Raw genomic sequence first — 22,363 nt, forward strand, 5'->3', positions numbered from 1 at the left:
GCTGATTCTCAAGATAATGAGCAAAAAAAAACTCTTACTACAAATGTAGTAAGAGTTTTTGATATATTGTTATTCAGATACTTAGTAGTTCCACATATCTTGCTCAAAGTTACGAATCTTCTCTTTTACTCTTTCAGATTCTAACAATTGATTTTGTGCGTTGTCTTTCATGTAATCTTTAATCTCACGATCTCCGTACAAGTTTTCTTCTTTATAAACAACCGCATTAAAACGTCTTGAATTTAAAATCTGATCGAATGAAATTGGAAGTGCAGAGTTATTATCGTTGAATGCTTTTGCTTCGTGCAGCGCCTCTCTGGCGTTAGGGAAGAAAACCCAAAACAACTCAATATAATCTTTTTCGTCACTATTCATTGTGTAAACATCCGGAGTTACTGGACAAATTCCAAGCAAACGATATTTCAATTCGCTTTGACGTTTGTCAAAATACCAGTATCCTTTAATTTTATATTGTGTAACATCTGCTGCAGTTAAGTCTTGTTTCAAGATATACTCAGCTGGCACCGTTCTTGTTGGACCAACAGTTTCATCCACATAAGAAACTACTTTTTTCTTACCAGTACCAGTCACAACTTTTTTCTTCACAACACGTGTTTTGTAGTCGTCCGGATATTGGTTGATTAATTCTCTACCTGCATCTGTTGTATCAATACGTGATAATGCACCCTGAATATCTTTCAAAGATTTTTTAGTATTGAAATAACTGTCGCTGTATACTTCAGTTATTTTGCCGCTTTTAACAGCTTTCGTCAAAACATCATAAAGTGAACGTCTGTCAGAACCAATATTAGCCGTATCAACCGGAAAGTACATTGGAAAATTGATTTTTTCATTTAAATCAATGATCTCCCAAGTAGTTTTTCCCATTAAGATATCTCTATCATCTACATAACCATAAGCTAAAGGCTTATCGTTATCAGAAATAAGTTGCGCAGGAGTCTTAAGACCTATCTGAGCCGGTGTTTTTGCATTAAGCAAATTCGATTGCGCATAGGAAGAAAATCCTCCAGCGATAGAAACAATAGCTATTAAAAAATTTCTTACTTTCATCATGATATCATTATAAGATATTGAAGTAGTTTTACCTACTATATTATTGTATTTCGTAAATTACCGGAGCAGTTCTTGGCAATAAATAACTACCAGCTCCAACAAGTTTAGTTTTAATTTCAGAAATAGTAACCTGGTCTCCTTTACCAGCTCTTGCAAGAACTGATTTACATTGTGCATTTAATCTGTTACCATTAACAACCACTGTAGGTTGTCCTGCGATTTTTAAATTAAATCCAACAACATCTAAACCAACTTCGAAATCGAAATCAAGTAATTTAGCACCAATTGTAGCAATTTCTAAGTTAGATTTAGGTCCTTTAACAACACCCATTTCTCCTCTAATTGTACCAGTTGGTCCAGGAATACCTTTAATTCTGAACGTTTTCTTATCTGTAACTTTATCTCCGTTTGGCAATGTACCAGTAACAGAAATAGTAGCTTCAGTACCTGAACCAGGGTTCATGTTATATTTTCCAGGTTTTCCAGCAGATACTAATCCCGGAGCACTTGCAACAATTTTGTTTGCATCAACACCAGCGAACGATACAGAGATTGGATTCACAACTCCTCTATATACTACGTTCATTTTATCAGCAGAAATTGTAGCTGAGTTTGGTCTTGGTACTACAACATATTTTCCGGCAAATTTAAGTGGAATGTTTTTACCATCTTCTAAGAATGTAAATTGTCCATTAATATTTTGCTCTCCAACACCTCCTGCAGTTAAGGAAATAACCGCTTGTCCGTTAACAATTTGTCCAGGACCTTGGAATGAAGTTGGTTTTGTGTTTTCGTCATAACGACCTAAAACTACCTTACCAGTAACTTTCTCTCCTTGGAAGTAAGCGTTTTTGTCTAAAACAACAATCGCTTGATAATTGCTGTAAGAAGCAGCAGCAACAGCTGCTTTTCCTAAAGCACGGTTGTAAACGTCAGCTTCAAGTTTTTGAACATCATTCTGCCAAGCTGAAAGTTTTGCAGCTGAAGCAATTGCAGGAAATCCTTTGAAGTGATATGCTAAGTATTTTTCTTTTATACCTTCTTTGTTTTTTACATCAGAAACATTAAATTTTTTCTCTACCTCTGCAATAATATCAGCATATTTTTTATCTGTACCTAAAGCAGCTTTAATATCTGATTTGTATTTCTCGATTTTAGCGATAATTTCATTTCCTTTTTTAGTGTAACCGTCTCCTGTAAACCAGTCGTCGATGTTATCACCTCTGTCCATAGACTCGTAAGGCATTTTTCCAGTTTCTTTATCTACTTCAAATCCTTTTACAGCCTGAGTTTTCAGACCTCCAATAAAACTATAAAAATCTTTTGTAATTGCTTCAACTTTATGAGCAGTTCCCGCAGCGATAGCGAATTCTCCTTTTGCTTCAGCAGCTTTCTGATCTAAAGCTGTCAATAAACCAGCATTTGTAGTAACTGAAGAAGTATTTGCATCTTCAAATTTTTCATTCATCAAACCAAAAGCAGATATAACTTCTTTTGATACGTTCATTGCTAACATTGCGATGAAAACCAGATACATCAGGTTAATCATCTTCTGTCTAGGGGTTAATTTTCCTCCTGCCATTTTTTCTAATTAGTTCTTATTAATAAATTTAATATAATAGTCAAAAACTAATTATCCTTTGTTACTCATTGCAGAAAGCATTCCACCGTAAACACTGTTTAATGAAGCAATGTTTGCAGTCATAGATTGCATTTGTTCTTTTAATTTAGAAGCATTTTCAGCAATTTCGCTGTTTGCTTGTGCATTTCTGGAAGCACTTTCTAATTGAACTTTGTATAAACTGTTTAATGATTCCATTTGTGCAGCAGCCATAGACATTTCTTCAGCATATTTCTTTTGTCCTGCAATTGAATCAACTGTTGGAGAAATAGCTTTAGCAGCTCCTTCGAAGTTTTTAATGCTGTTTCCTAAGCTTGCCATTAACTCTCCGTCAATTTTAGCATCTTTTAACATTGCATCTAATTTTTGAGACAATAATCCTTGGGCGTCAGATGGTGCCTCAACTTTGTCAGCTTTTTTTCTAGCCTGACCATTCGCTAATTCAGGGTAAACAAGAGTCCAGTCTAATTCGTCTTCAACTGGTTCGAAAGCAGAAAGAGCAAAGATTAACGCCTCAGTTACCAATCCAATCGATAACATAACAGTCCCTGTTAATGGTCCAATCTCAAAGTGAGTAATTTTGAATAATGCTCCAATAATTACTACTGCCGCTCCCATACCATAAGCGAAATTCATTGCTTTTTTACTTAATAATGCCATAATACTTTTTTTTAGGTTTTAATTTAAAATAGATTTGTTGATTTGGTTTACTTATTTGATTTTAATTAATTAAATGATTACTTTTTCTTCTTACCGCCTCCAGTTGATTGAGTTCCCATGTAATCTTGTACAGTTCTGAAACCAATATAACTTCTCGCAGAATCAGCATATTCGTGGTCACGTGTACTTACCTGTAGGAAATAAGCAACGTCTTTCCAAGAACCTCCACGAACTACTTTTCTTTGATTGTTTCCATCAATTACGTTAGGGTTCATTGTAGAAACATACTCGTATGCATTTGGGTTATAAGCTGAATCTGTCCACTCTGAAACGTTTCCTGCCATGTTGTATAAACCATAACCGTTAACTTCATAAGATTTAGCTTCAACAGTGTATAATGCTTCGTCAGCAGCATAATCTCCTCTGCTTGGTTTGAAGTTTGCTAAGAAACAACCTCTGTCGCTTTTCGTATAAGGACCTCCCCAAGGGTAAGTAGCTGATTCCAGACCTCCTCTTGCAGCATACTCCCACTCTGCCTCTGTTGGCAATCTGAAAGCATTTACTAAGTCACGTCCTTTTTTCTTAGATTTGATATAACCGTTTTTGTTCAAAGTTCTCCATGCACAGAATGCTTTTGCCTGTTTCCAGGTTACACCCACTACAGGATAATCTCCATAAGCTTTATGCCAAAAATAATCGTTATGCATTGGCTCATTGTAAGAATAAGCAAAATCTTTAATCCAAACTGTTGTATCAGGATAAACACTTACTTGTTCCGTTTTAACGAAGTCTTTTCTTTTTCCAACTTTAGCTTTCGCTGCAGCCTGAATATCCATCCAGGAATAACGGAATTTCAATTTGTTTACATCAATTGTTCTTAAACCATTGTAAGACTCTTCAATTGGTAAATACATAGAATCCATTACCTCAGTATAATACTCATCCGGGTAAGCTTTTGTATCTTTAATTAACTTTACTTTTTTGTTTAATTTTCTACCTGCATAAGGATCATCTTTTGTTCCTACACTGTAGTAGTTATCATACATATATTTATCATATGCAGTCATTTTTTCCGGATCCGAATCATTAAATGCAAAATCAGCAATACTTCCGCCTTTTTTACCTTTAGAATCACCTGCAGGTTTTTGACCTGTTTCATCAGCTAAAATAGCCAAACGAACTCTCATTGTAGAGTCTTTTACCCACTCTACAAATTGACGGTACTCACTATTGGTAATCTCTGTTTCATCCATATAAAATGAACGAACTGTCACCGTTCTAGTAGGAGCATCCTCCACATTAGCTAAATCAGCATCTGATTTACCCATAATAAAAGATCCACCAGGAACTAATGTCATTCCATAAGGCTTCTCAGGATGCCATTTACCTCCTGTAACACCTACCAACTCACCTTTGTCACCTGACTTACCACAGCCAATTACCAGTGTTAACATTGTTGCAAATGCAATAAACTTCTTCATATAAATTTGGGATTATCTATTCATTATTATAAGTCCGTAAACGTATTTATTATTTATCTAAAAAACAATACTAGTTGCGAAATTTATTTTATCGGTCAAAAATAATGTTAAATAAAATAAAAAAAAAATATTTCATCGATAAACTAACACAAAAAATCGACGTAAGACGTTATTTATCAGTTACCGTACGACTTGTCTTACTAATATTATTTAACAGTATTTCAGAAATGCAGAAAAAATAAAATTTCTGCTAAAATTTCATTTTACAAAGCATTTTTTCGTTGTGCTTTCCACCATCTTTCAGGCAATTCCTGATTACAAGCACTCAAATACTCGTCGTAAGAACACGGTAATAACGTATTTCTCTTTAATTTATTGTGACCGTTTGATTCAAACGGAATTTCAATCCACCAACGGTCTGTTTTATCACTTTTATAAAAGATCAATTCTTCGTCTTCAAGAGGAACAATATATTTCAAGTACGTTGCTCTACTACCAAATGGATATTCCTTAGATCTGTAATGATATCCTTCGATAAAATACCATACTATTTGTGCAATGATACCAGCTTCGGGTGCTGTGCTATTGTGATTAAAAATTCCAAAACTGGAAACTTTATCACTTATTCCGGCATACCTTGCCAACGAACATATTTCTTTTCCATTGAAACCGTTTGGCTCAAACGAAACCATATTTCCGGAAGCTGAAGATTTTACCGAGTTCAAATCGATACTAACCAAATCAGCATCTCTAAAAACCGGTTCTGCCAATGCAATCTTATTGGAAATTTCCCCTAAACGATAGGCATCAAAAAACAATTTTTCAATCAGATCAATTTCTTCTTGTGAATTGTAATAAGTCTGATAACCAATGTTGCAGTAATTAAAAAGATTATTAGGCTCGTCGATAATAATTTTAGTCAAATAAGAATTAGCCGAAACCGTTTCATTCTCTTTACCAAAATCAAACTTATTATCCACCGCAACCATATTCACCATTTGCTCTAAATCATCATAGGCACGATATAAAGCATAGGTTAAATCCTGTGAACCCCCAAGAACTATAGGAATTACTTTGTTCTTAATTAAAGTAGATATCACTCGCTTTAAAGCAAAATAAGTATCTTCTACAGAATTTCCTGCGAGAATATCTCCCAAATCAGCAATCGAAGCATCCCAGTTTCCCGGAAACATACCGTAAAGTTTTTTACGAACGGCATTCAGATTAACAATATTAATTGAATCTTCATTACGACGATCTTCTAAAACACCAATAATCGCAATATTGATTTTACTGATATCCGGAAACTGATCCTCAGTATGCAAAACTATCTTACTTCCCAACTCCTGCGAAGACAACGAACTAATAAATTTTAAAATCCCGTCGTTAAGTGGCTCTAAAAAATCAAACTCCATTCTTTATTTCTTTTTTGCAGCTGGTTTTTTTGCAGGTGCTTTTTTTGCAGTTGTAGCTTTCTTTTTGGTTGCAGCTTTTTTAGCCGGTGTTTTTTTAGCCGGTGTTTTCTTGGCAATCATTTCCTGAACTTCTTCCAATGTTAATTTCGTAGCATCAACCTCTTTACTCAGTTCAATTTTGATTTTTCCTTTTGTGATTACAGAGCGACCCCAACGTGCCTTTTCAACCAAAATCCCTTCTTCTTCCCAGTTGTGAAGCACTTTATCAATGTTCTTCTGTAATTTATCTTCAATTAATTCCTCAACATCTGCCTGAGATAAATTATCAAAATTATACTTCTTGCTTACGTTCACAAAAAGGCCATTCCATTTAATGAACGGACCAAAACGTCCCACTCCTTTTTGAACCGGTTCGCCTTTATATGTTGCAATTGGTGCATCTGCAAGTGCTTTTTCATCGATCAGTTCCTGCGCTCTTTCTTTTGAAACACTTAAAGGATCTTCTCCTCTTGGCAACGAAATAAAAACACTTCCATGACGTACGTATGGACCGTAACGACCGTTATTCACTTCCACTTCTTCTCCTTTGTATTCTCCTAAACTTTTAGGAAGTAAAAACAAATTCAAAGCATCTTCCAGTGTAATACTTCCGATATTCTGATCGGCCATTAAACTGGCGAATTTTTTATCTTCATCGTCCGCTTCTCCAATCTGAGCCATTGGACCAAATTTCCCTAAACGAACTGAAACTTGTCTTCCGTCAGCATCTTTTCCTAAAATTCTCTCTCCGCTTTCACGCTCAGCATTTGCCTCAACTTCTTTTACATTTGGATGGAATTTATTGTAGAATTCCTGCATCATGGTTGCCCAGTCAATATTTCCTTCGGCAATTTCATCAAAATCCTGTTCTACTTTTGCGGTAAAGTTATAGTCCAGAATATTTCCAAAGTTCTTCACTAAGAAATCAGTAACGATTGTTCCGATATCTGTTGGAACCAGTTTCCCTTTGTCGGAACCTGTATTTTCTTTTAACAGCTTCTCTCCCACTTTACTATTTTGCAAGGTCAGTTGCGTGTAATTACGTTCCTGTCCTTCCAGAGTTCCCTTTTCAACATAGTTTCTGTTGATAATAGTAGAAATTGTTGGTGCATAGGTAGACGGACGACCGATTCCTAATTCTTCTAATTTCTTCACCAGAGAAGCCTCTGTATAACGTGCCGGAGGTCTTGAATATCTTTCGGTCGCTGTAATATAATTGTTTGCTAATTTTTCGTTTACTTTTAAAGCCGGCAACATCCCCTCTTGTTCTTCCTCATCATCATCATGTCCTTCTAAGTATACTTTTAAGAATCCTTCAAAAAGTAAAACTTCACCTGAAGCTGTAAAAATCTCATCATGATTGTTTGCTTCGATTTTTACATTGGTTCTTTCCAATTGTGCATCACTCATTTGTGAAGCTAATGTTCTTTTCCAGATCAAATCATACAAACGAGCCTGATCGCGGTCGATATTCACCGTATGACGAGACATATCGGTAGGACGGATTGCCTCGTGCGCTTCCTGAGCTCCCTTGTTTTTATTGGCAAAAGTTCTCGGTTTAGAAAATTCTTTTCCGTATGATTTTATAATTTCAGCTTCAGCAGCACTCATAGCCTCCGCAGAAAGATTCACACTATCCGTTCTCATATAGGTAATCAATCCGGCCTCGTACAAACGTTGTGCTAACTGCATGGTGATTCCAACCGGCAAATACAATTTTCTCGCCGCTTCCTGTTGCAGGGTCGAAGTGGTAAAAGGTGCTGTTGGTGATTTCTTGGTAGGCTTCGTTTCTAGATCGGCTACCTGATATTGAGATCCGATATTTTTATTTAAAAAATCTTCGGCTTCTTTTTTAGTATTAAAGTTCTTTGGCAATTTTGCTTTAAAAGCTTTCCCTGCCTCATTTACAAATTCTGCAACAATAGAATAAGTTGCCACTGCATTAAAGTTCTGAATTTCACGTTCACGTTCTACAATCAAACGAACAGAAACGGATTGCACACGACCAGCAGACAAACCTCCTTTAATTTTTCTCCACAATACCGGAGACAATTCATAACCTACTAAACGATCCAGAACACGACGTGCCTGTTGTGCGTTTACCAGATTATAATCTATTTCTCTTGGATTGTCGATTGCTTTAAGAATCGCAGTCTTTGTAATTTCGTGAAAAACAATTCTTTTGGTTTTTTTAGTATCCAGTTTCAATTCTTCCGCCAGGTGCCAGGAAATAGCCTCCCCCTCGCGGTCCTCATCGCTCGCTAACCAAACCATATCGGCATTCTTAGATAGTGTTTTCAGCTTGCTTACCAGGGCTTTTTTATCCGAAGAGACTTCATATTTAGGCTTAAAACCATTCTCAACATCCACTCCTATTTCCTTTGATGGTAAGTCCGCTATGTGACCGTAACTCGACTCTACCTGAAAATCACTTCCTAAAAATTTCTCTATCGTTTTCGCCTTTGCAGGGGACTCCACTATTACTAAATTCTTTGCCATTGCTCTATTTTTCTGCAACAAAAGTATCTATTTTTTTTAAATATCTACTCCGTGAACTCATTTTTGAGTTATTTTAGTATTATGTTTCCTAAAATTGCAGATTTATCTGTAATCCCACTTCATACATATATAGGTATAACTTTTTGGATTGCAGATGCTGATTGTTGATTCTAGATTGTTGATTTCAAATCACAGATTGCAGAATTACAAAATCAAAAATCTTTTCTCTGCCATCTTGTCACATTCTCCCCATTTACATTATCTTTGCACTTTGAAATTATACAATGGAAAAGATTATTGAGGAAAGTAAACAAGGCGAAAGTCTCGTTTTGGAAAACAAACCTGAGAATACTAAAAAACTTTTTATTGAAAGTTACGGTTGTGCGATGAATTTTTCGGACAGCGAAATTGTAGCTTCCATTTTATCTGAAAACGGATTTAACACCACACAAACTCTTGAAGACGCCGATTTGGTTCTGGTAAACACCTGCTCGATTCGAGACAAGGCAGAACAGACTATTCGCAAACGTCTGGAAAAATATAATGCTGTAAAGCGCATCAATCCGAAAATGAAAGTGGGCGTTCTGGGCTGTATGGCCGAACGTTTGAAAAGTCAGTTTTTGGAGGAAGAGAAAATAGTCGATCTTGTTGTTGGACCTGATGCTTACAAAGATCTGCCGAATTTATTAGCTGAAGTTGACGAAGGACGTGATGCCATCAATGTAATTTTATCAAAAGAAGAAACTTACGGAGATATTTCACCTGTTCGTTTGATGAGTAATGGTATTACTGCTCTGGTTTCGATTACCCGAGGCTGTGATAACATGTGTACCTTTTGCGTTGTACCTTTTACACGCGGACGTGAACGCAGCCGTGAACCACAAAGTATCATGAATGAAATTCAGGATTTATGGAGCAAAGGCTTTAAAGAAATTACACTTTTAGGTCAAAATGTCGACAGTTATCTTTGGTACGGAGGCGGATTAAAAAAGGATTTTGTAAATGCTTCTGAAATGCAAAAAGCAACAGCCGTTGATTTCGATCAGTTGCTGGAAATGGTTGCCGTTGGTTTTCCAAAAATGCGCATCCGCTTTTCGACTTCAAATCCACAGGATATGCATGAGAGTGTATTGCATGTTATTGCCAAACATCCTAATATCTGCAAACACATTCACTTACCGGTTCAGTCGGGAAGTAACAGAATTTTAAAAGAAATGAACCGTCTGCACACTCGTGAAGAATACATGACTTTGATTGATAAAATCAGAGCAATCATTCCGAATGCATCGATTTCACAAGATATGATTGCCGGTTTTCCAACAGAAACCGAACAAGATCACCAAGACACTATGAGTTTAATGGAATATGTGAAATATAATTTCGGTTATATGTATTCGTACTCTGAGCGTCCCGGAACTTTGGCAGGAAGAAAAATGGAAGATGATGTTGCTGAAGAAACCAAAGCCAGAAGATTACAGGAAATTGTTGACCTACAGCAAAAACATGCCTGGTTTAGAAGCGAAGAATTTGTTGGACAGGTTGTAGAAGTTCTGGTAGAGAAAGTTTCAAAAAAATCAAAAGAAGAATTCTCAGGAAGAAATTCGCAAAGTATCACAGTAGTTTTCCCTAAAGAAGATTATAAAATTGGAGACTTTGTAAATGTAAAAATCGAAAGCTGTACCTCAGGTACCTTGAAAGGAAAAGCTGTTGGGTTGAGTAGCATGAATTAAGTTTTTTTTGCCACAGATTAATGAAATTAAAATGATTTTTTGAGTTATTTTTCTTACTTTTAGATCTGTGATAAAAAACTACTCATGCAGCATTACAGAGAAAAAGAAACATATAAGATTATCGGAATTTGTATGGAAGTACACCGAAATCTTGGTCCGGGATTGTTAGAAATAATTTATAAAGACGCTTTAGAATTAGAATTTAAAGAACAAAATATTTCTTTTGAAAGAGAAAAGGAATATTCAATTGAATACAAAGGAAAAATTTTACCTCACAGATTTTATGCAGATTTTATAATCAATCAAGATATTGTTTTAGAGGTTAAAGCAATCAAAGAATTTTCAAATGAACATATTGCTCAGATTATAAATTATATAAAACTATCCAATTCAGAAGTAGGATTGTTAGTCAATTTTCAAACAAAATCACTTCAATACAAAAGATATATTATATAAATTAGCAAATCTTCGTTAATCATTTTAATCTGTGGCAAAAGACAAAAACACACATGGAAACAGTTCAAGCAATAAAACAACGATTTGAGATTATTGGTAATGACCCAAAATTAAATCGCGCCATTGAAAAAGCCATTCAGGTTGCTCCAACAGATATTTCGGTTATGGTAACTGGGGAAAGTGGTGTTGGTAAAGAAAACATTCCAAGAATTATACATTCGCTTTCACACAGAAAGCATGGTAAATATATTGCAGTAAACTGCGGAGCCATTCCGGAAGGAACTATTGACAGTGAACTTTTCGGACACGAAAAAGGGGCCTTTACAGGAGCAACAAGCACTCGTGAAGGGTATTTTGAAGTAGCTGACGGAGGAACTATTTTTCTGGATGAAGTTGGAGAATTACCTTTAACTACTCAGGTTCGTTTGCTTCGTGTACTTGAAAATGGTGAGTTTATTAAAGTAGGTTCGTCGCAAGTTCAGAAAACGAATGTTAGAATCGTGGCAGCTACAAACGTGAACCTGTTCAATGCAATCGAAAAAGGAAAATTCCGTGAAGATTTATATTATCGTTTAACGACTGTCGAAATTACTTTACCGCCATTGCGTGAAAGAAACGATGACATTCATTTGTTGTTCCGAAAATTCGTAGCCGACTTTGCGCACAAATACAAAATGCCTCCATTAAAATTAGACGATGATGCGGTACAGCTTCTTCAGAAATTCAGATGGAACGGAAACATTCGTCAATTGCGAAATGTGGCCGAACAGATCTCGGTTCTGGAAACCAATCGCGATATTTCATCAGCTACTTTACAATCGTATTTACCTACTGAAGGAAGCAGTCTGCCTTCTGTTATTAACGATAGTAAAAAAGAAAGTGATTTCAGCACCGAAAGAGACATCTTATACAAAGTGCTTTTTGATATGAAAAGCGATCTGAACGATTTGAAAAAACTCACTTTAGAACTGATGAAAAATGGCACAAAAGTGCAAGACATCAATCCGAATTTAATTCAGAAAATATATGGCTCTCAGGAAAATGAAAGCGAAATAGACTTTGAAGAAGAACCAAGAACTGCTGTAATGACACCTACTCCACGCGAGGACAATTATCAGATGCAGGACGACAATTATCTGTTTGCGGAAACCATTGAAGAAGAAGAGGTGCTGCGTTTAGAACAGAAAGAAATCGAAATGATCAAAAAGTCACTAGAAAAAAATAAAGGAAAACGAAAAGCTGCTGCAGACGAATTAGGCATTTCAGAACGAACTTTATATAGAAAAATTAAACAATTCGATTTATAAAAATAAATAATTCTCAAATTTTAAATTCCTGGTTTAAAACCTGAGACAAAAAAATAAAATCCAAATTGCTTCGCCGATGCGCCAGCACTCAAATCCAAATTGTTATATTTGAAAAAAAATGGGATTCCCTAAAAACTTGGAATTTGGAATTTGAGATTTGGAATTTACCCTCAATTGATATTATGAAAAAAATATATTCTTTATTAGCCTTAATGAGCTTGTTCATGCTAAGCGGTTGTTCTGTTTACAACTTTACAGGAACAGGAAACATCGATGCCAAAACTTTTCAGGTCAACTTTTTTCAAAATAATGCTGATTTAATTGAACCGGGAATTGATCGAACTTTTACATTGACCCTACAAGATTTAATTCAAAATCAAACCAATTTAAACCTGGTAAGTAATAGTGGTGATTTAGTTTACGAAGGAGAAATTGTAGATTACAGAACCACACCAATGACCGCAACTGCCGATCAGGGAGCTTTTCAAAACCGTTTAAGTATTCGTGTACATGTGAGGTTTACCAATAAAAAGAAGGAAAAAGACGATTTCGAAAAAACATTTGAATTTTACTATGATTTCCCAGGACAGGGACTACCTACCGGAGCTACTCTAAATACAGCTATTCAGGTTATTTTTGAAAGAATCACACAAGATATTTTTAACGAGTCACTAGCAAAATGGTAATTAGCTTTTCTGTCGAATCATTAAAACTTTTAAGCGTCTAATCGATTAAACAGTGAAACAAATAAACAATTAACCCCATAAACGATTAAACAATAGAATAAATGAATGTAACCGATTATACCTACTTAATGAACAAGCCTGATGCTATTACCGAAAAGCAGGCAGAAGCATTGGGAAGCGTTTTGAATGAATTTCCTTATTTTCAAAGTGCAAGAGCCTTGCGCTTAAAAGGACTTTACGATCAAAACAGTTTTAAGTATAATTATGCGTTAAAAGTCACAGCAGCTCATACTACGGATCGTACCGTTTTATTTGATTTTATTACTTCTGAATCTTTCACTTCAATTCAAAGTGAATATTACGATAAGAAACTTAGAGACCTTATGGAAATTAAAGTTTTTGACAGTGAGATCGTATCCTTTGAAGAAGTCAAAAAAGCACCGGAAGTACGTGTTAATCCAATCGAGCAATCTATTTTGGATTCTATAAAAGAAGCTGCAACAGTAACTTTTGAAGAACCTGTAAAAGGAGAAGAAAAACCTGTCAATCAATTTATTGAACAATCAATACTAGATTCTGCACAAGAAGCAGCAGCTGTAACCTTTGAAGAGCCGGTAAAAACAATAGAAAAAGCTGTTGAATCTGTTTCAGAACAATTTATTGTTGCCGAGCCTGTAGAAGTTGCTCCAATCATTTTAGAAGAACCTGCAAAAATCGAGCAAACGGAAACAGAGTTGACGGAACAACAACCTGTATTACCTCCAACCAAAGAGCCGACACCAACTTTCTTTGATGAAATCGTTGAGGAAGAAATTCAGGAAATAAAACCAGAGGTTAAAGAAGTAAAAGTCAACCCAGTTGAGCAATCGATATTAAATTCTATAAAAGAAGCAACGACGGTTGTTTCCGAACAACCTGAATTAATCGAGGAACCAAAAGAAGCCGAAGTTCCTGAGAGTGTAAAAACAGCAGAAGAAAATCTGGAAATAGGACAGCCTTTGGATTTTTCTGTTAACGAAAAACATTCTTTTCAGGAATGGCTGCAATTAGCCAGAACGGAACCAATTGACAGAAGCGAAGAAACTTCACCCGAAATAAAAGAGCCCGAAAAAGTAACGGAATCTCCAACAGTAACGGAATCAATTGAAGAAGAGAAAAAGAAAAAAGCAGAATTGATCGATAAATTCATCGAAACCAATCCGAAGATCTCTCCTATCAAACAAACTGCAATAACGCAGACCGTACAATCAGACCTAAGCAAAGAAGATAATTCTTACTTAATGACAGAAACTTTGGCCAGAGTATATTTGGAACAAAAAAAATACACCAAAGCAATACAAGCATATGAAATATTAATTTTGAAATATCCAGAAAAAATTAGTTTCTTTGCAGACCGTATTTCGGATATAAAGATTTTACAACAAAATAACAATAATATTTAAACAATGAGTACATTTTCAATTTTCTTAGTTTTAATCACAATAGTTTGTTTTCTATTGATCGTAGTAATCATGGTTCAAAACCCTAAAGGAGGCGGATTGTCTTCTACAATCAGCGGAACTCAAATGTTAGGTGGAGTACAAAAAACAACTGACTTTTTAGACAAAAGTACTTGGACATTGGCTACTATTTTAATTGCTTTAATTTTACTTTCTAGCTTAAGCTTTACAGGATCATTAAGCGACAGTGACTCTAAAATCATTGAAAAAACTGAAGCGCCTGCTGCTACACCAGCTGCTCCTGCTCAACAAACACCTGCTCCGGCAACGCCTGCAGCTAAATAATACATTTCAATATCACTATAAAATGCCAGCCTGTCAAAAGCTGGCATTTTTTTTAAGAAATAATGTCAGTTTTACCAGCATGGCACAGTTTCTGAAAGTTTCTAGAACATTAAAAAAACGTATAACCTAATAATATAATAAATCATGGCGTTAAACATAAAACCGCTTTCAGACCGCGTACTTATAGAGCCTGTTGCAGCTGAAACTAAAACTGCATCAGGAATCTTTATTCCAGATACTGCCAAAGAGAAACCACAAAAAGGAACTGTAGTTGCAGTAGGAAACGGATCTAAAGATCACACTATGACTGTAAAAGTGGGCGACACTGTTCTATATGGTAAATATGCAGGAACAGAATTAAAACTGGAAGGAACTGATTATTTGATCATGCGTGAAGATGATATCCTTGCGATTATCTAAAATGGCCGTAAGCTATAAGCTTTAAGCTGTAGGCTTTTCAGAAAGCTTAAAGCCTATTGCCTAAAGCTTAAAGCTACAAAAAATGAGAGATTTTAAAAAATATGACATTTGGCAGCTAAGCCATTCTTTCACCTTAGAGATTTATAAAATAACTTCTACTTTTCCAAAAGAAGAAATTTATGGATTAACAAGTCAAATAAGAAGAGCCTCTTCATCAATTCCAACTAATATTAGTGAAGGATGTGGGAGAAATAGCGACAAAGAGTTCAATCAATTTCTCAACATAGCTTTGGGTTCTGCAAATGAAACCGAATATCTTTTGATTTTAATTAAAGACCTGCAATATCTGAACAATGAAGTTGCAGAAAATCTAATCGAGAAAATCAATAATATAAAAAGCAAAATTTATAAATTGAAGCAAGTACTAATTAAGCCGTAGGCTATAAGCTATAAGCTGTAGGCTTTTCAGGAAGCTTAAAGCATATTGCCTAAAGCTTAAAGCAATAATAAAATAAATACTAATCCAGTCAGTAGAGAGAGCATAAAGCTTAAAGCCTACTGCCTAAAGCAATAATAAAAAATGGCAAAAGATATAAAATTTGATATTGAAGCACGTGACGGATTAAAACGTGGTGTTGATGCATTGGCAAATGCTGTAAAAGTAACTCTTGGACCAAAAGGTCGTAACGTAATTATCGGAAAATCATTTGGTGGACCAACGGTTACTAAAGATGGTGTTTCGGTTGCAAAAGAAATCGAATTAAAAGACCCATTAGAAAATATGGGCGCGCAAATGGTTAAAGAAGTAGCTTCTAAAACTAATGACTTAGCGGGTGACGGAACTACAACTGCTACAGTTTTAGCTCAGGCAATCGTAAAAGAAGGTCTTAAAAACGTTGCTGCAGGAGCAAATCCAATGGATTTGAAACGTGGTATCGACAAAGCGGTTGAAGCAATCGTTGCTGACCTTGCGAAACAAGCAAAAGTAGTTGGAAGTGATTCTGATAAAATCAAACAAATTGCTTCTATCTCTGCAAACAATGACGAAGTGATTGGAGAACTAATCGCTACTGCATTTGCAAAAGTAGGTAAAGAAGGTGTTATTACTGTTGAAGAAGCTAAAGGAACTGATACGTTTGTAGATGTTGTTGAAGGTATGCAGTTTGACAGAGGATATCTTTCTCCTTACTTCGTAACAAACCCTGAGAAAATGGAAGTTGAATTAGACTCTCCATACATCTTATTATACGACAAAAAAGTATCTTCTTTAAAAGAATTACTACCTGTTTTAGAGCCAGTTGCTCAATCTGGGAAACCATTATTGATCATCGCTGAAGATGTTGACGGAGAAGCTTTATCAACTCTTGTAGTGAATAAATTACGTGGAGCATTAAAAATTGCTGCTGTAAAAGCTCCTGGTTTTGGAGACAGAAGAAAAGCAATGTTAGAAGACATCGCAATCTTAACTGGTGGAACTGTAATTTCTGAAGAAAGAGGTTATACTCTAGAAAATACAACTATCGAAATGTTAGGAACGGCAAAAAGAGTTTCTATCGACAAAGACAATACAACTATTGTAAGCGGTGCAGGTGAAGCAGATATCATCAAAAACAGAGTAAACCAAATTAAAGGTCAAATGGAGGCTACGACATCTGATTATGATAAAGAAAAATTGCAAGAGCGTTTGGCTAAATTAGCTGGTGGTGTTGCTGTTCTTTATGTTGGTGCTGCTTCTGAAGTTGAAATGAAAGAGAAAAAAGACAGAGTTGATGATGCTTTACACGCAACACGTGCTGCTGTTGAAGAAGGAATCGTTGCAGGTGGTGGTGTTGCTTTATTAAGAGCAAAAGCTGCTTTGGCTGACCTTAAAGCGGATAATGCTGACGAAGCAACCGGAATTCAAATTGTATCTCGTGCTGTTGAATCTCCATTAAGAACTATTGTTGAAAATGCAGGTCTTGAAGGTTCTGTAGTGGTAGCAAAAGTTGGTGAAGGTTCTGGAGACTTTGGATACAATGCTAAAACTGACGAATACGTAGACATGCTTAAAGCAGGTATTATCGATCCTAAAAAAGTAACTCGTGTAGCGTTAGAAAATGCTGCTTCGGTTTCAGGAATGATCTTAACTACTGAGTGCGCATTAATCGATATTAAAGAAGAAAACGCTGGCGGTATGCCAATGGGTGGCGGTATGCCAGGAATGATGTAATCGTTCTTTATTTCTCGTACTATAAACCGTCTGGCAAGATTTTCTGCCAGACGGTTTTTTTGTTTTTTCTTGCCACGACACGAGCGACAGTGAGCCGGTAAAGCAATTACGTGAATTCGAAGTAATTTTCTTACTCTCTATAACTACTAATTCTCAGGGATTAATTAAATTCGCATCAAACTATTCTTTAACCTAAAAAACATTTAAAATGGAATCTTCAAAAAACAACTCTTATTATATTCTGCTTGCCATTTTTATTATTATGATAGTTTGTGCATATATGTTTGATAAAGGAGAAATTCTTGGTAGAGCATTAACGAAGTAGTTTTATTGAAAAACAGACAAAAGCTAATACAGAAACTTAAATTACACTCCAAATACTTCTTTATCCCAACACATAAAACATCTGGCAGAAAATTCTAACAGACGTTTTTTTTACCGAAGTTTTTTTTGCCACGAATTACACGTTTTTTTTAGCCACAGATTAGAGGATTAAAAAGATTACAATCTATAAGAATCTTTTTAATCTGTGGCAAGATCTTTCAGATAAAGCATTCGTGAAAATTCGTGTATTTCGTGGCAAACTTTTTACTTTATGATTGTTTAACATTCTGTTTTTCATTAAAAATCCGGTTATTATTATCTTTACAGTTCTTTTTAAAATTTCAAAATGAGAAAATTTACCATTCACCTCTTACCTTTTATATTCTTACTTCTTACGATTCTTTCCAATGCGCAAACCCAAAAAGACGCTTATGTGGTTCTGGTTTCAATGGATGGATTTCGTTGGGATTATGCTAAACATTTCAAACTTCAAAATCTCGCTCAAATAGCAAAAGAAGGTGTTCATGCCAAATCAATGCGACCTTCTTATCCCAGCAAAACTTTTCCCAACCATTATGCCATCGTTACCGGACTCTACCCCGATCATCATGGAATCATTAATAATGTTTTTTACGATGCGGCATTGAACGAATCTTTCTCATTGTCTTCCAATGCCAAAAATGATTCCCGTTTTTATGGTGGAAATCCTATTTGGAACGTTGCTGAACAACAGGGAGTAAAAGCCGCTTCTTTTTTCTGGCCCGGATCAGATACGGACCAAAAAAGACCTGGTATTTATAAAGAGTACGACAACAAAATCCCTTACGAAACCCGCATTGATACTGTAATCAAATGGCTTCAGCTTCCTGAAAAACAACGTCCGCATTTTATCACACTTTATTTTGATGAGCCTGATCATACCGGCCATTCATTTGGTCCTCTTTCTCCTGAAAACGAAAAAGTAATCCGAAGAATGGATACTCTTATGGGGCGGTTATCTTCTAAACTGAATCAATTATCCATTGGAAAACAAATCAATTTAATTATCGTTTCAGATCATGGAATGGCAAACATTAGCGATGATAAAAAAGTAGCCGTTCTGGATTATTTAAAACCCGAATGGCTTGGTTATAATGCTGTCATCAACCCAATCATGAGTCTTCAGGCAAAACCCGGCTTTCAGGATTCGATTGCAAATGCTTTAAAGAAAGTACCGCATATTAAATTCTGGAAATCCAAAGAGGTCCCTAAAAGATTACACTTCGGAACTAATCCGAGAGTTCATGATTTTGTCATTGAGGCCAAAAAAGGATATAGCCTGATAAAAGAAAAATCGATACATGTAAGCGGTGGTACACACGGATACGACAACAAAGAAAAAGACATGCAGGCTATTTTTTATGCTAAAGGTCCCGCTTTTAAAGTAAATAAAACGGTCGGATCGTTTCAGAATGTTTCGGTATACCCTTTAATTGCTCATATTCTCGGCTTGCAAATTGATGAAGTAGACGGAAAATTCTCCGAAGTTAGCAACATGCTTAAATAATTAGATAATGTGGCAATTAGATAATAGATAATTGCTGTACGTTACGCATAGAAATTATCTATTATCTAATTGACAAATTAAGCTACTAAGAAACAACTTTGTACGTTGGATCTTCAATTACATTTACGGCGATAACAGCTTCCGCATTTTTAAGTAAAACAATACAGTCTTTGCTTAGATGTTTCAGTTCAATTACTTTGTTTAACTGACTGTATTTTTTCGTCAAATTATTCAATGCTTCGATGGCCGACATATCTGCTATGCGGCTTTCTTTAAAATCAATAATCACATGATTGGGATCGTTTAAAGGATCAAATTTTTCTATAAAAGCAGCAGTAGAGCCAAAAAATAATGGTCCATAAATTTCGTAATGTTTTGTCCCTTTCTCATCCATATAATGTCTGGCACGAATTCTTTTGGCACTTTCCCAGGCAAAAACCAAGGCAGAAATAATCACTCCAATCAGAACCGCTAACGCCAGATTGTGCAGTAAAATAGTAACAACTGCCACCAAAACACCCACAAAAATATCATGCGCCGGCATTTTATTAATAATCCTGAAACTCGTCCATTCAAAAGTCGTAATCGCAACCATCATCATAACGCCAACTAAAGCAGCCATTGGTAATTTACCGATTACAGGAGCTCCAAAAAGGATAATCAATAAAATCGTTAAAGAAGCGATTATTCCCGAAAGTCGCGCTCTCGAACCGGCAGAAAGATTAACCAGTGTTTGCGCAATCATTGGGCATCCCCCCATTCCAAAAAAGAAACCATTCAAAATGTTTGAACTCCCCTGAGCAATACATTCTCTGTTGCTATTCCCTCTTGTACCTGTTATTTCATCGACAAGATTCAATGTCAGTAAACCTTCTGTTAAGCCCACTGCCGCAACAATTACAGAATATGGAAATATGATTTTAATTGTTTCAAAAGACAACGGGATATTTGGAATATGAAAGGGCGGAAATCCCCCCTTAACAGAGGCAATATCCTGAACGGTTTTTGTGTCAATATTAAATAGCAATACGACAGCAAATACGACAATAATTGCCACCAAAGAGGCCGGAACTGCTTTTGTAATCTTTGAAAAAAGCAATACAATACCAATGGTAAGCGCTACTAAAGCCAGCATAATATACAATTGAGATCCTTGTAACCAAGTGGTTTGCCCATTCACCACAATTTTAAATTGCTCCAGCTGCGACATAAAAATAACCACGGCAAGTCCGTTTACAAAGCCATACATAACGGGCTGCGGCACCAATCTGATAAATTTTCCGAGTTTAAAAAGTCCGATACAAATCTGGACGATGCCTCCAAGCGCCACGGCTGCAAAAACATATTCGATACCGTGCGATTTCATTAAAGCAATTAAAACAATAACAGTAGCTCCCGCTCCACCCGAAATCATCCCGGGTCTGCCTCCAAAAACCGAGGTAACCAAACCCGCAATAAAAGCAGCATATAAACCAACCAAAGGTGGAAAACCAGCCAAAATTGCAAACGATAACGATTCTGGAATCATTGTCATCGCAACTGTTAATCCCGCTAAAATTTCGTTTTTATAATTGACCTTTTGAGTAAAGTCAAAAAGAGGAGTCCTTTTTTTCATAAGCACACAAATTTAAAAAATAATGTGCACATACTTCAATAAAGCTTTCCTATACTAAAACTTAATTTAAAAACTGTTTTACCAACAGTAAAAAACAAAAAACAATAAAATTTATCATATTCTAATTATTCTAATTTTACACAAGTATATCCTAAACAATTCATATAATCGATAATATTCTCAGGCTCTAAATCAATGCCTTCTATACGCAATATTTTATCACAATCTTCTAAGTCAAAATTGATTTTATAATCCGGAAACTGGCTTTGAATAACGGCAATGACATAATTTTTATCTGCCTCTTTTTGCACATTTGTTTTAAAAACTTCAACAACCATATCTTTCTACTTTAGTGATACATAAAATGATCAACGAATTACAGAATAAAGCTGAATTATAAACCTACTATAAAATAAATCATGGAAAATCCTCAATCTAAATAATTCGGGAGCTTCCTGATAACTACAAATAACTTAGACGTTCGTTCTTAATTTCTGTTACACGTACATCTAAATTTTATAAACTCTAGCACATAAAAAACGAATAGCTGAGACATAATGCACTCTTTTCAGGCGATTTCAGGTTTAAAATCCGACTGCCTTAACATGTAGATTCTCTTGAGATTTGAGGTCCATAAATGTAAGCAAAAACTTTCTGAATTGGATTCTGCACCTGAAGAAATTATTCTTTTTTCATCAAAAAAATAAAAAAACAAAGCAGCTAAACAAGATTACGGTCAAATACCTGATACAGAAACATATTTTATATTTATGCGATAAAAAAACAAATGCTTTCTCTCGATAAAATTCCCTCAAATTCTCAAAAAAACAATCTGCTTTAAAAATAATTTTCTTACATAAAAAATTTATCTTCGCAAGACCAAACAACTTTAACCTAAATTTTCGGAAAAATGCCTTTTTTTAGTTTTCTATTTAAAAAATCAAATTCAGGATGCCCAAGATGTCTTGGGAAAGGTTTTGTAGACTGGGAAGACATACGACGTTTAAACAAACAATTAAAATGGGCACCGGGTCCTTGTGCTTATTGTAACGCTTCAGGAAAAGCTACCCCAGAAATGCTTTCGAATGTGGCCGTAGATACGACTTACCTCACTATTGATTTACCGGAATCTGAAATAGAAAAAATAAAAAATGGTGACGAAGAAACTATAGAGAAAGGCAAACTGCAAGAACTTTTTGTAGAAAGCATTATTAAATATACCGAATACCATTACGTGAATAAAAATATGGATGCACAAAGTATTGCAGATTTGTATCTGAATACGGAAGATGAAAAAGCACCATTTTCGGTAGAAAAAGAAAATCTGATACAATACATTCAAAAAATAATAGAATTAAAAAATTCCAAACCGGATTAATTTCAAACAAATACCACTTTAAATACATTAGAGAAAATAAGTCGAAAAAAAATGACTCTAAAGCAATAAAATTAAGGAAAAATACACTTTTAATCTCTGATCCTTTTGGACAAAAAAAC

At 35.4% G+C, this 22,363-nt stretch carries 19 protein-coding genes; 11 read left to right on the plus strand and 8 right to left on the minus strand.

Annotated features, from left to right (window positions below):
* Positions 1-81 precede the first annotated feature (81 nt).
* The 6 genes from porN to topA all read right to left on the minus strand — a co-directional run bounded on the left by porN (position 82) and on the right by topA (position 8,789).
* Positions 82-1,071: a type IX secretion system ring subunit PorN/GldN gene (gene porN, locus B0A80_RS14545; protein ID WP_017496989.1), complete on the minus strand. Its 990-nt coding sequence runs from the start codon at positions 1,069-1,071 to the stop codon at positions 82-84.
* Between the two features lie 43 nt (positions 1,072-1,114).
* Positions 1,115-2,656, minus strand: a complete 1,542-nt coding sequence (porM, locus tag B0A80_RS14550; protein ID WP_017496990.1) for a type IX secretion system motor protein PorM/GldM — start codon at positions 2,654-2,656, stop codon at positions 1,115-1,117.
* A 51-nt stretch (positions 2,657-2,707) separates the two neighbouring features.
* Complete coding sequence (porL, locus tag B0A80_RS14555) at positions 2,708-3,355, minus strand: type IX secretion system motor protein PorL/GldL (RefSeq protein ID WP_070908728.1); 648 nt, start codon at positions 3,353-3,355, stop codon at positions 2,708-2,710.
* A gap of 77 nt (positions 3,356-3,432) precedes the next feature.
* Positions 3,433-4,836 (minus strand): T9SS ring complex lipoprotein PorK/GldK, encoded by a 1,404-nt coding sequence (gene porK / locus B0A80_RS14560; protein ID WP_026110043.1) that lies wholly within the window; start codon positions 4,834-4,836, stop codon positions 3,433-3,435.
* A 263-nt stretch (positions 4,837-5,099) separates the two neighbouring features.
* Positions 5,100-6,251 (minus strand): formimidoylglutamase, encoded by a 1,152-nt coding sequence (locus B0A80_RS14565; protein ID WP_089077721.1) that lies wholly within the window; start codon positions 6,249-6,251, stop codon positions 5,100-5,102.
* Positions 6,252-6,254: 3 nt separating this feature from the next.
* Positions 6,255-8,789 carry a type I DNA topoisomerase gene (gene topA / locus B0A80_RS14570; RefSeq protein WP_089077722.1) on the minus strand — a complete coding sequence of 845 codons (2,535 nt, stop codon included), beginning with the start codon at positions 8,787-8,789 and terminating at the stop codon, positions 6,255-6,257.
* A 284-nt stretch (positions 8,790-9,073) separates the two neighbouring features.
* Here topA and miaB point away from each other — a divergent pair, with 284 nt between their 5' ends.
* The 10 genes from miaB (at position 9,074) to B0A80_RS14620 (ending at position 19,251) form a co-directional block, all read left to right on the plus strand.
* Complete coding sequence (miaB, locus tag B0A80_RS14575) at positions 9,074-10,519, plus strand: tRNA (N6-isopentenyl adenosine(37)-C2)-methylthiotransferase MiaB (protein ID WP_089077723.1); 1,446 nt, start codon at positions 9,074-9,076, stop codon at positions 10,517-10,519.
* An 84-nt stretch (positions 10,520-10,603) separates the two neighbouring features.
* A complete protein-coding gene (locus tag B0A80_RS14580; RefSeq protein ID WP_089077724.1) occupies positions 10,604-10,975 on the plus strand; it encodes a GxxExxY protein in 372 nt (123 codons plus the stop codon).
* Between the two features lie 53 nt (positions 10,976-11,028).
* Positions 11,029-12,282, plus strand: coding sequence for a sigma-54 interaction domain-containing protein (locus B0A80_RS14585; RefSeq protein ID WP_017496996.1), 1,254 nt, complete (start codon positions 11,029-11,031; stop codon positions 12,280-12,282).
* Positions 12,283-12,464: 182 nt separating this feature from the next.
* A complete protein-coding gene (locus B0A80_RS14590; protein WP_026110044.1) occupies positions 12,465-12,968 on the plus strand; it encodes an LptE family protein in 504 nt (167 codons plus the stop codon).
* 101 nt (positions 12,969-13,069) lie between these two features.
* Positions 13,070-14,410 (plus strand): tetratricopeptide repeat protein, encoded by a 1,341-nt coding sequence (locus B0A80_RS14595; protein ID WP_089077725.1) that lies wholly within the window; start codon positions 13,070-13,072, stop codon positions 14,408-14,410.
* 3 nt (positions 14,411-14,413) lie between these two features.
* On the plus strand, positions 14,414-14,752 hold the full coding sequence (gene secG, locus B0A80_RS14600; protein WP_026110045.1) for a preprotein translocase subunit SecG: 339 nt from the start codon (positions 14,414-14,416) through the stop codon (positions 14,750-14,752).
* 144 nt (positions 14,753-14,896) lie between these two features.
* A complete protein-coding gene (locus B0A80_RS14605) occupies positions 14,897-15,172 on the plus strand; it encodes a co-chaperone GroES (RefSeq protein WP_012023920.1) in 276 nt (91 codons plus the stop codon).
* An 82-nt stretch (positions 15,173-15,254) separates the two neighbouring features.
* Positions 15,255-15,611 (plus strand): four helix bundle protein, encoded by a 357-nt coding sequence (locus B0A80_RS14610; RefSeq protein WP_089077726.1) that lies wholly within the window; start codon positions 15,255-15,257, stop codon positions 15,609-15,611.
* Positions 15,612-15,752: 141 nt separating this feature from the next.
* On the plus strand, positions 15,753-17,381 hold the full coding sequence (groL, locus tag B0A80_RS14615) for a chaperonin GroEL (protein WP_017497000.1): 1,629 nt from the start codon (positions 15,753-15,755) through the stop codon (positions 17,379-17,381).
* Between the two features lie 670 nt (positions 17,382-18,051).
* Positions 18,052-19,251: an alkaline phosphatase family protein gene (locus B0A80_RS14620; RefSeq protein WP_089077727.1), complete on the plus strand. Its 1,200-nt coding sequence runs from the start codon at positions 18,052-18,054 to the stop codon at positions 19,249-19,251.
* An 85-nt stretch (positions 19,252-19,336) separates the two neighbouring features.
* Here B0A80_RS14620 and B0A80_RS14625 read toward each other — a convergent pair whose 3' ends face one another.
* Together B0A80_RS14625 and B0A80_RS14630 are read right to left on the minus strand one after the other, a co-directional pair.
* A complete protein-coding gene (locus B0A80_RS14625; RefSeq protein WP_089077728.1) occupies positions 19,337-20,866 on the minus strand; it encodes a SulP family inorganic anion transporter in 1,530 nt (509 codons plus the stop codon).
* Between the two features lie 125 nt (positions 20,867-20,991).
* Positions 20,992-21,204: a hypothetical protein gene (locus B0A80_RS14630; RefSeq protein WP_070908722.1), complete on the minus strand. Its 213-nt coding sequence runs from the start codon at positions 21,202-21,204 to the stop codon at positions 20,992-20,994.
* A gap of 572 nt (positions 21,205-21,776) precedes the next feature.
* Here B0A80_RS14630 and B0A80_RS14635 point away from each other — a divergent pair.
* Positions 21,777-22,244: a hypothetical protein gene (locus B0A80_RS14635; RefSeq protein WP_070908721.1), complete on the plus strand. Its 468-nt coding sequence runs from the start codon at positions 21,777-21,779 to the stop codon at positions 22,242-22,244.
* Positions 22,245-22,363 lie beyond the last annotated feature (119 nt).

This window comes from Flavobacterium tructae (assembly GCF_002217475.1).
GTDB classification, from domain to species: Bacteria; Bacteroidota; Bacteroidia; order Flavobacteriales; family Flavobacteriaceae; genus Flavobacterium; species Flavobacterium tructae.

Coding starts and splice junctions, on each gene's coding strand:
- porN (WP_017496989.1), bottom strand. CDS start 1,071: ATGAAAGTAAGAAATTTTTTAATAGCTATTGTTTCTATCGCTGGAGGA.
- porM (WP_017496990.1), bottom strand. CDS start 2,656: ATGGCAGGAGGAAAATTAACCCCTAGACAGAAGATGATTAACCTGATG.
- porL (WP_070908728.1), bottom strand. CDS start 3,355: ATGGCATTATTAAGTAAAAAAGCAATGAATTTCGCTTATGGTATGGGA.
- porK (WP_026110043.1), bottom strand. CDS start 4,836: ATGAAGAAGTTTATTGCATTTGCAACAATGTTAACACTGGTAATTGGC.
- B0A80_RS14565 (WP_089077721.1), bottom strand. CDS start 6,251: ATGGAGTTTGATTTTTTAGAGCCACTTAACGACGGGATTTTAAAATTT.
- topA (WP_089077722.1), bottom strand. CDS start 8,789: ATGGCAAAGAATTTAGTAATAGTGGAGTCCCCTGCAAAGGCGAAAACG.
- miaB (WP_089077723.1), top strand. CDS start 9,074: ATGGAAAAGATTATTGAGGAAAGTAAACAAGGCGAAAGTCTCGTTTTG.
- B0A80_RS14580 (WP_089077724.1), top strand. CDS start 10,604: ATGCAGCATTACAGAGAAAAAGAAACATATAAGATTATCGGAATTTGT.
- B0A80_RS14585 (WP_017496996.1), top strand. CDS start 11,029: ATGGAAACAGTTCAAGCAATAAAACAACGATTTGAGATTATTGGTAAT.
- B0A80_RS14590 (WP_026110044.1), top strand. CDS start 12,465: ATGAAAAAAATATATTCTTTATTAGCCTTAATGAGCTTGTTCATGCTA.
- B0A80_RS14595 (WP_089077725.1), top strand. CDS start 13,070: ATGAATGTAACCGATTATACCTACTTAATGAACAAGCCTGATGCTATT.
- secG (WP_026110045.1), top strand. CDS start 14,414: ATGAGTACATTTTCAATTTTCTTAGTTTTAATCACAATAGTTTGTTTT.
- B0A80_RS14605 (WP_012023920.1), top strand. CDS start 14,897: ATGGCGTTAAACATAAAACCGCTTTCAGACCGCGTACTTATAGAGCCT.
- B0A80_RS14610 (WP_089077726.1), top strand. CDS start 15,255: ATGAGAGATTTTAAAAAATATGACATTTGGCAGCTAAGCCATTCTTTC.
- groL (WP_017497000.1), top strand. CDS start 15,753: ATGGCAAAAGATATAAAATTTGATATTGAAGCACGTGACGGATTAAAA.
- B0A80_RS14620 (WP_089077727.1), top strand. CDS start 18,052: ATGAGAAAATTTACCATTCACCTCTTACCTTTTATATTCTTACTTCTT.
- B0A80_RS14625 (WP_089077728.1), bottom strand. CDS start 20,866: ATGAAAAAAAGGACTCCTCTTTTTGACTTTACTCAAAAGGTCAATTAT.
- B0A80_RS14630 (WP_070908722.1), bottom strand. CDS start 21,204: ATGGTTGTTGAAGTTTTTAAAACAAATGTGCAAAAAGAGGCAGATAAA.
- B0A80_RS14635 (WP_070908721.1), top strand. CDS start 21,777: ATGCCTTTTTTTAGTTTTCTATTTAAAAAATCAAATTCAGGATGCCCA.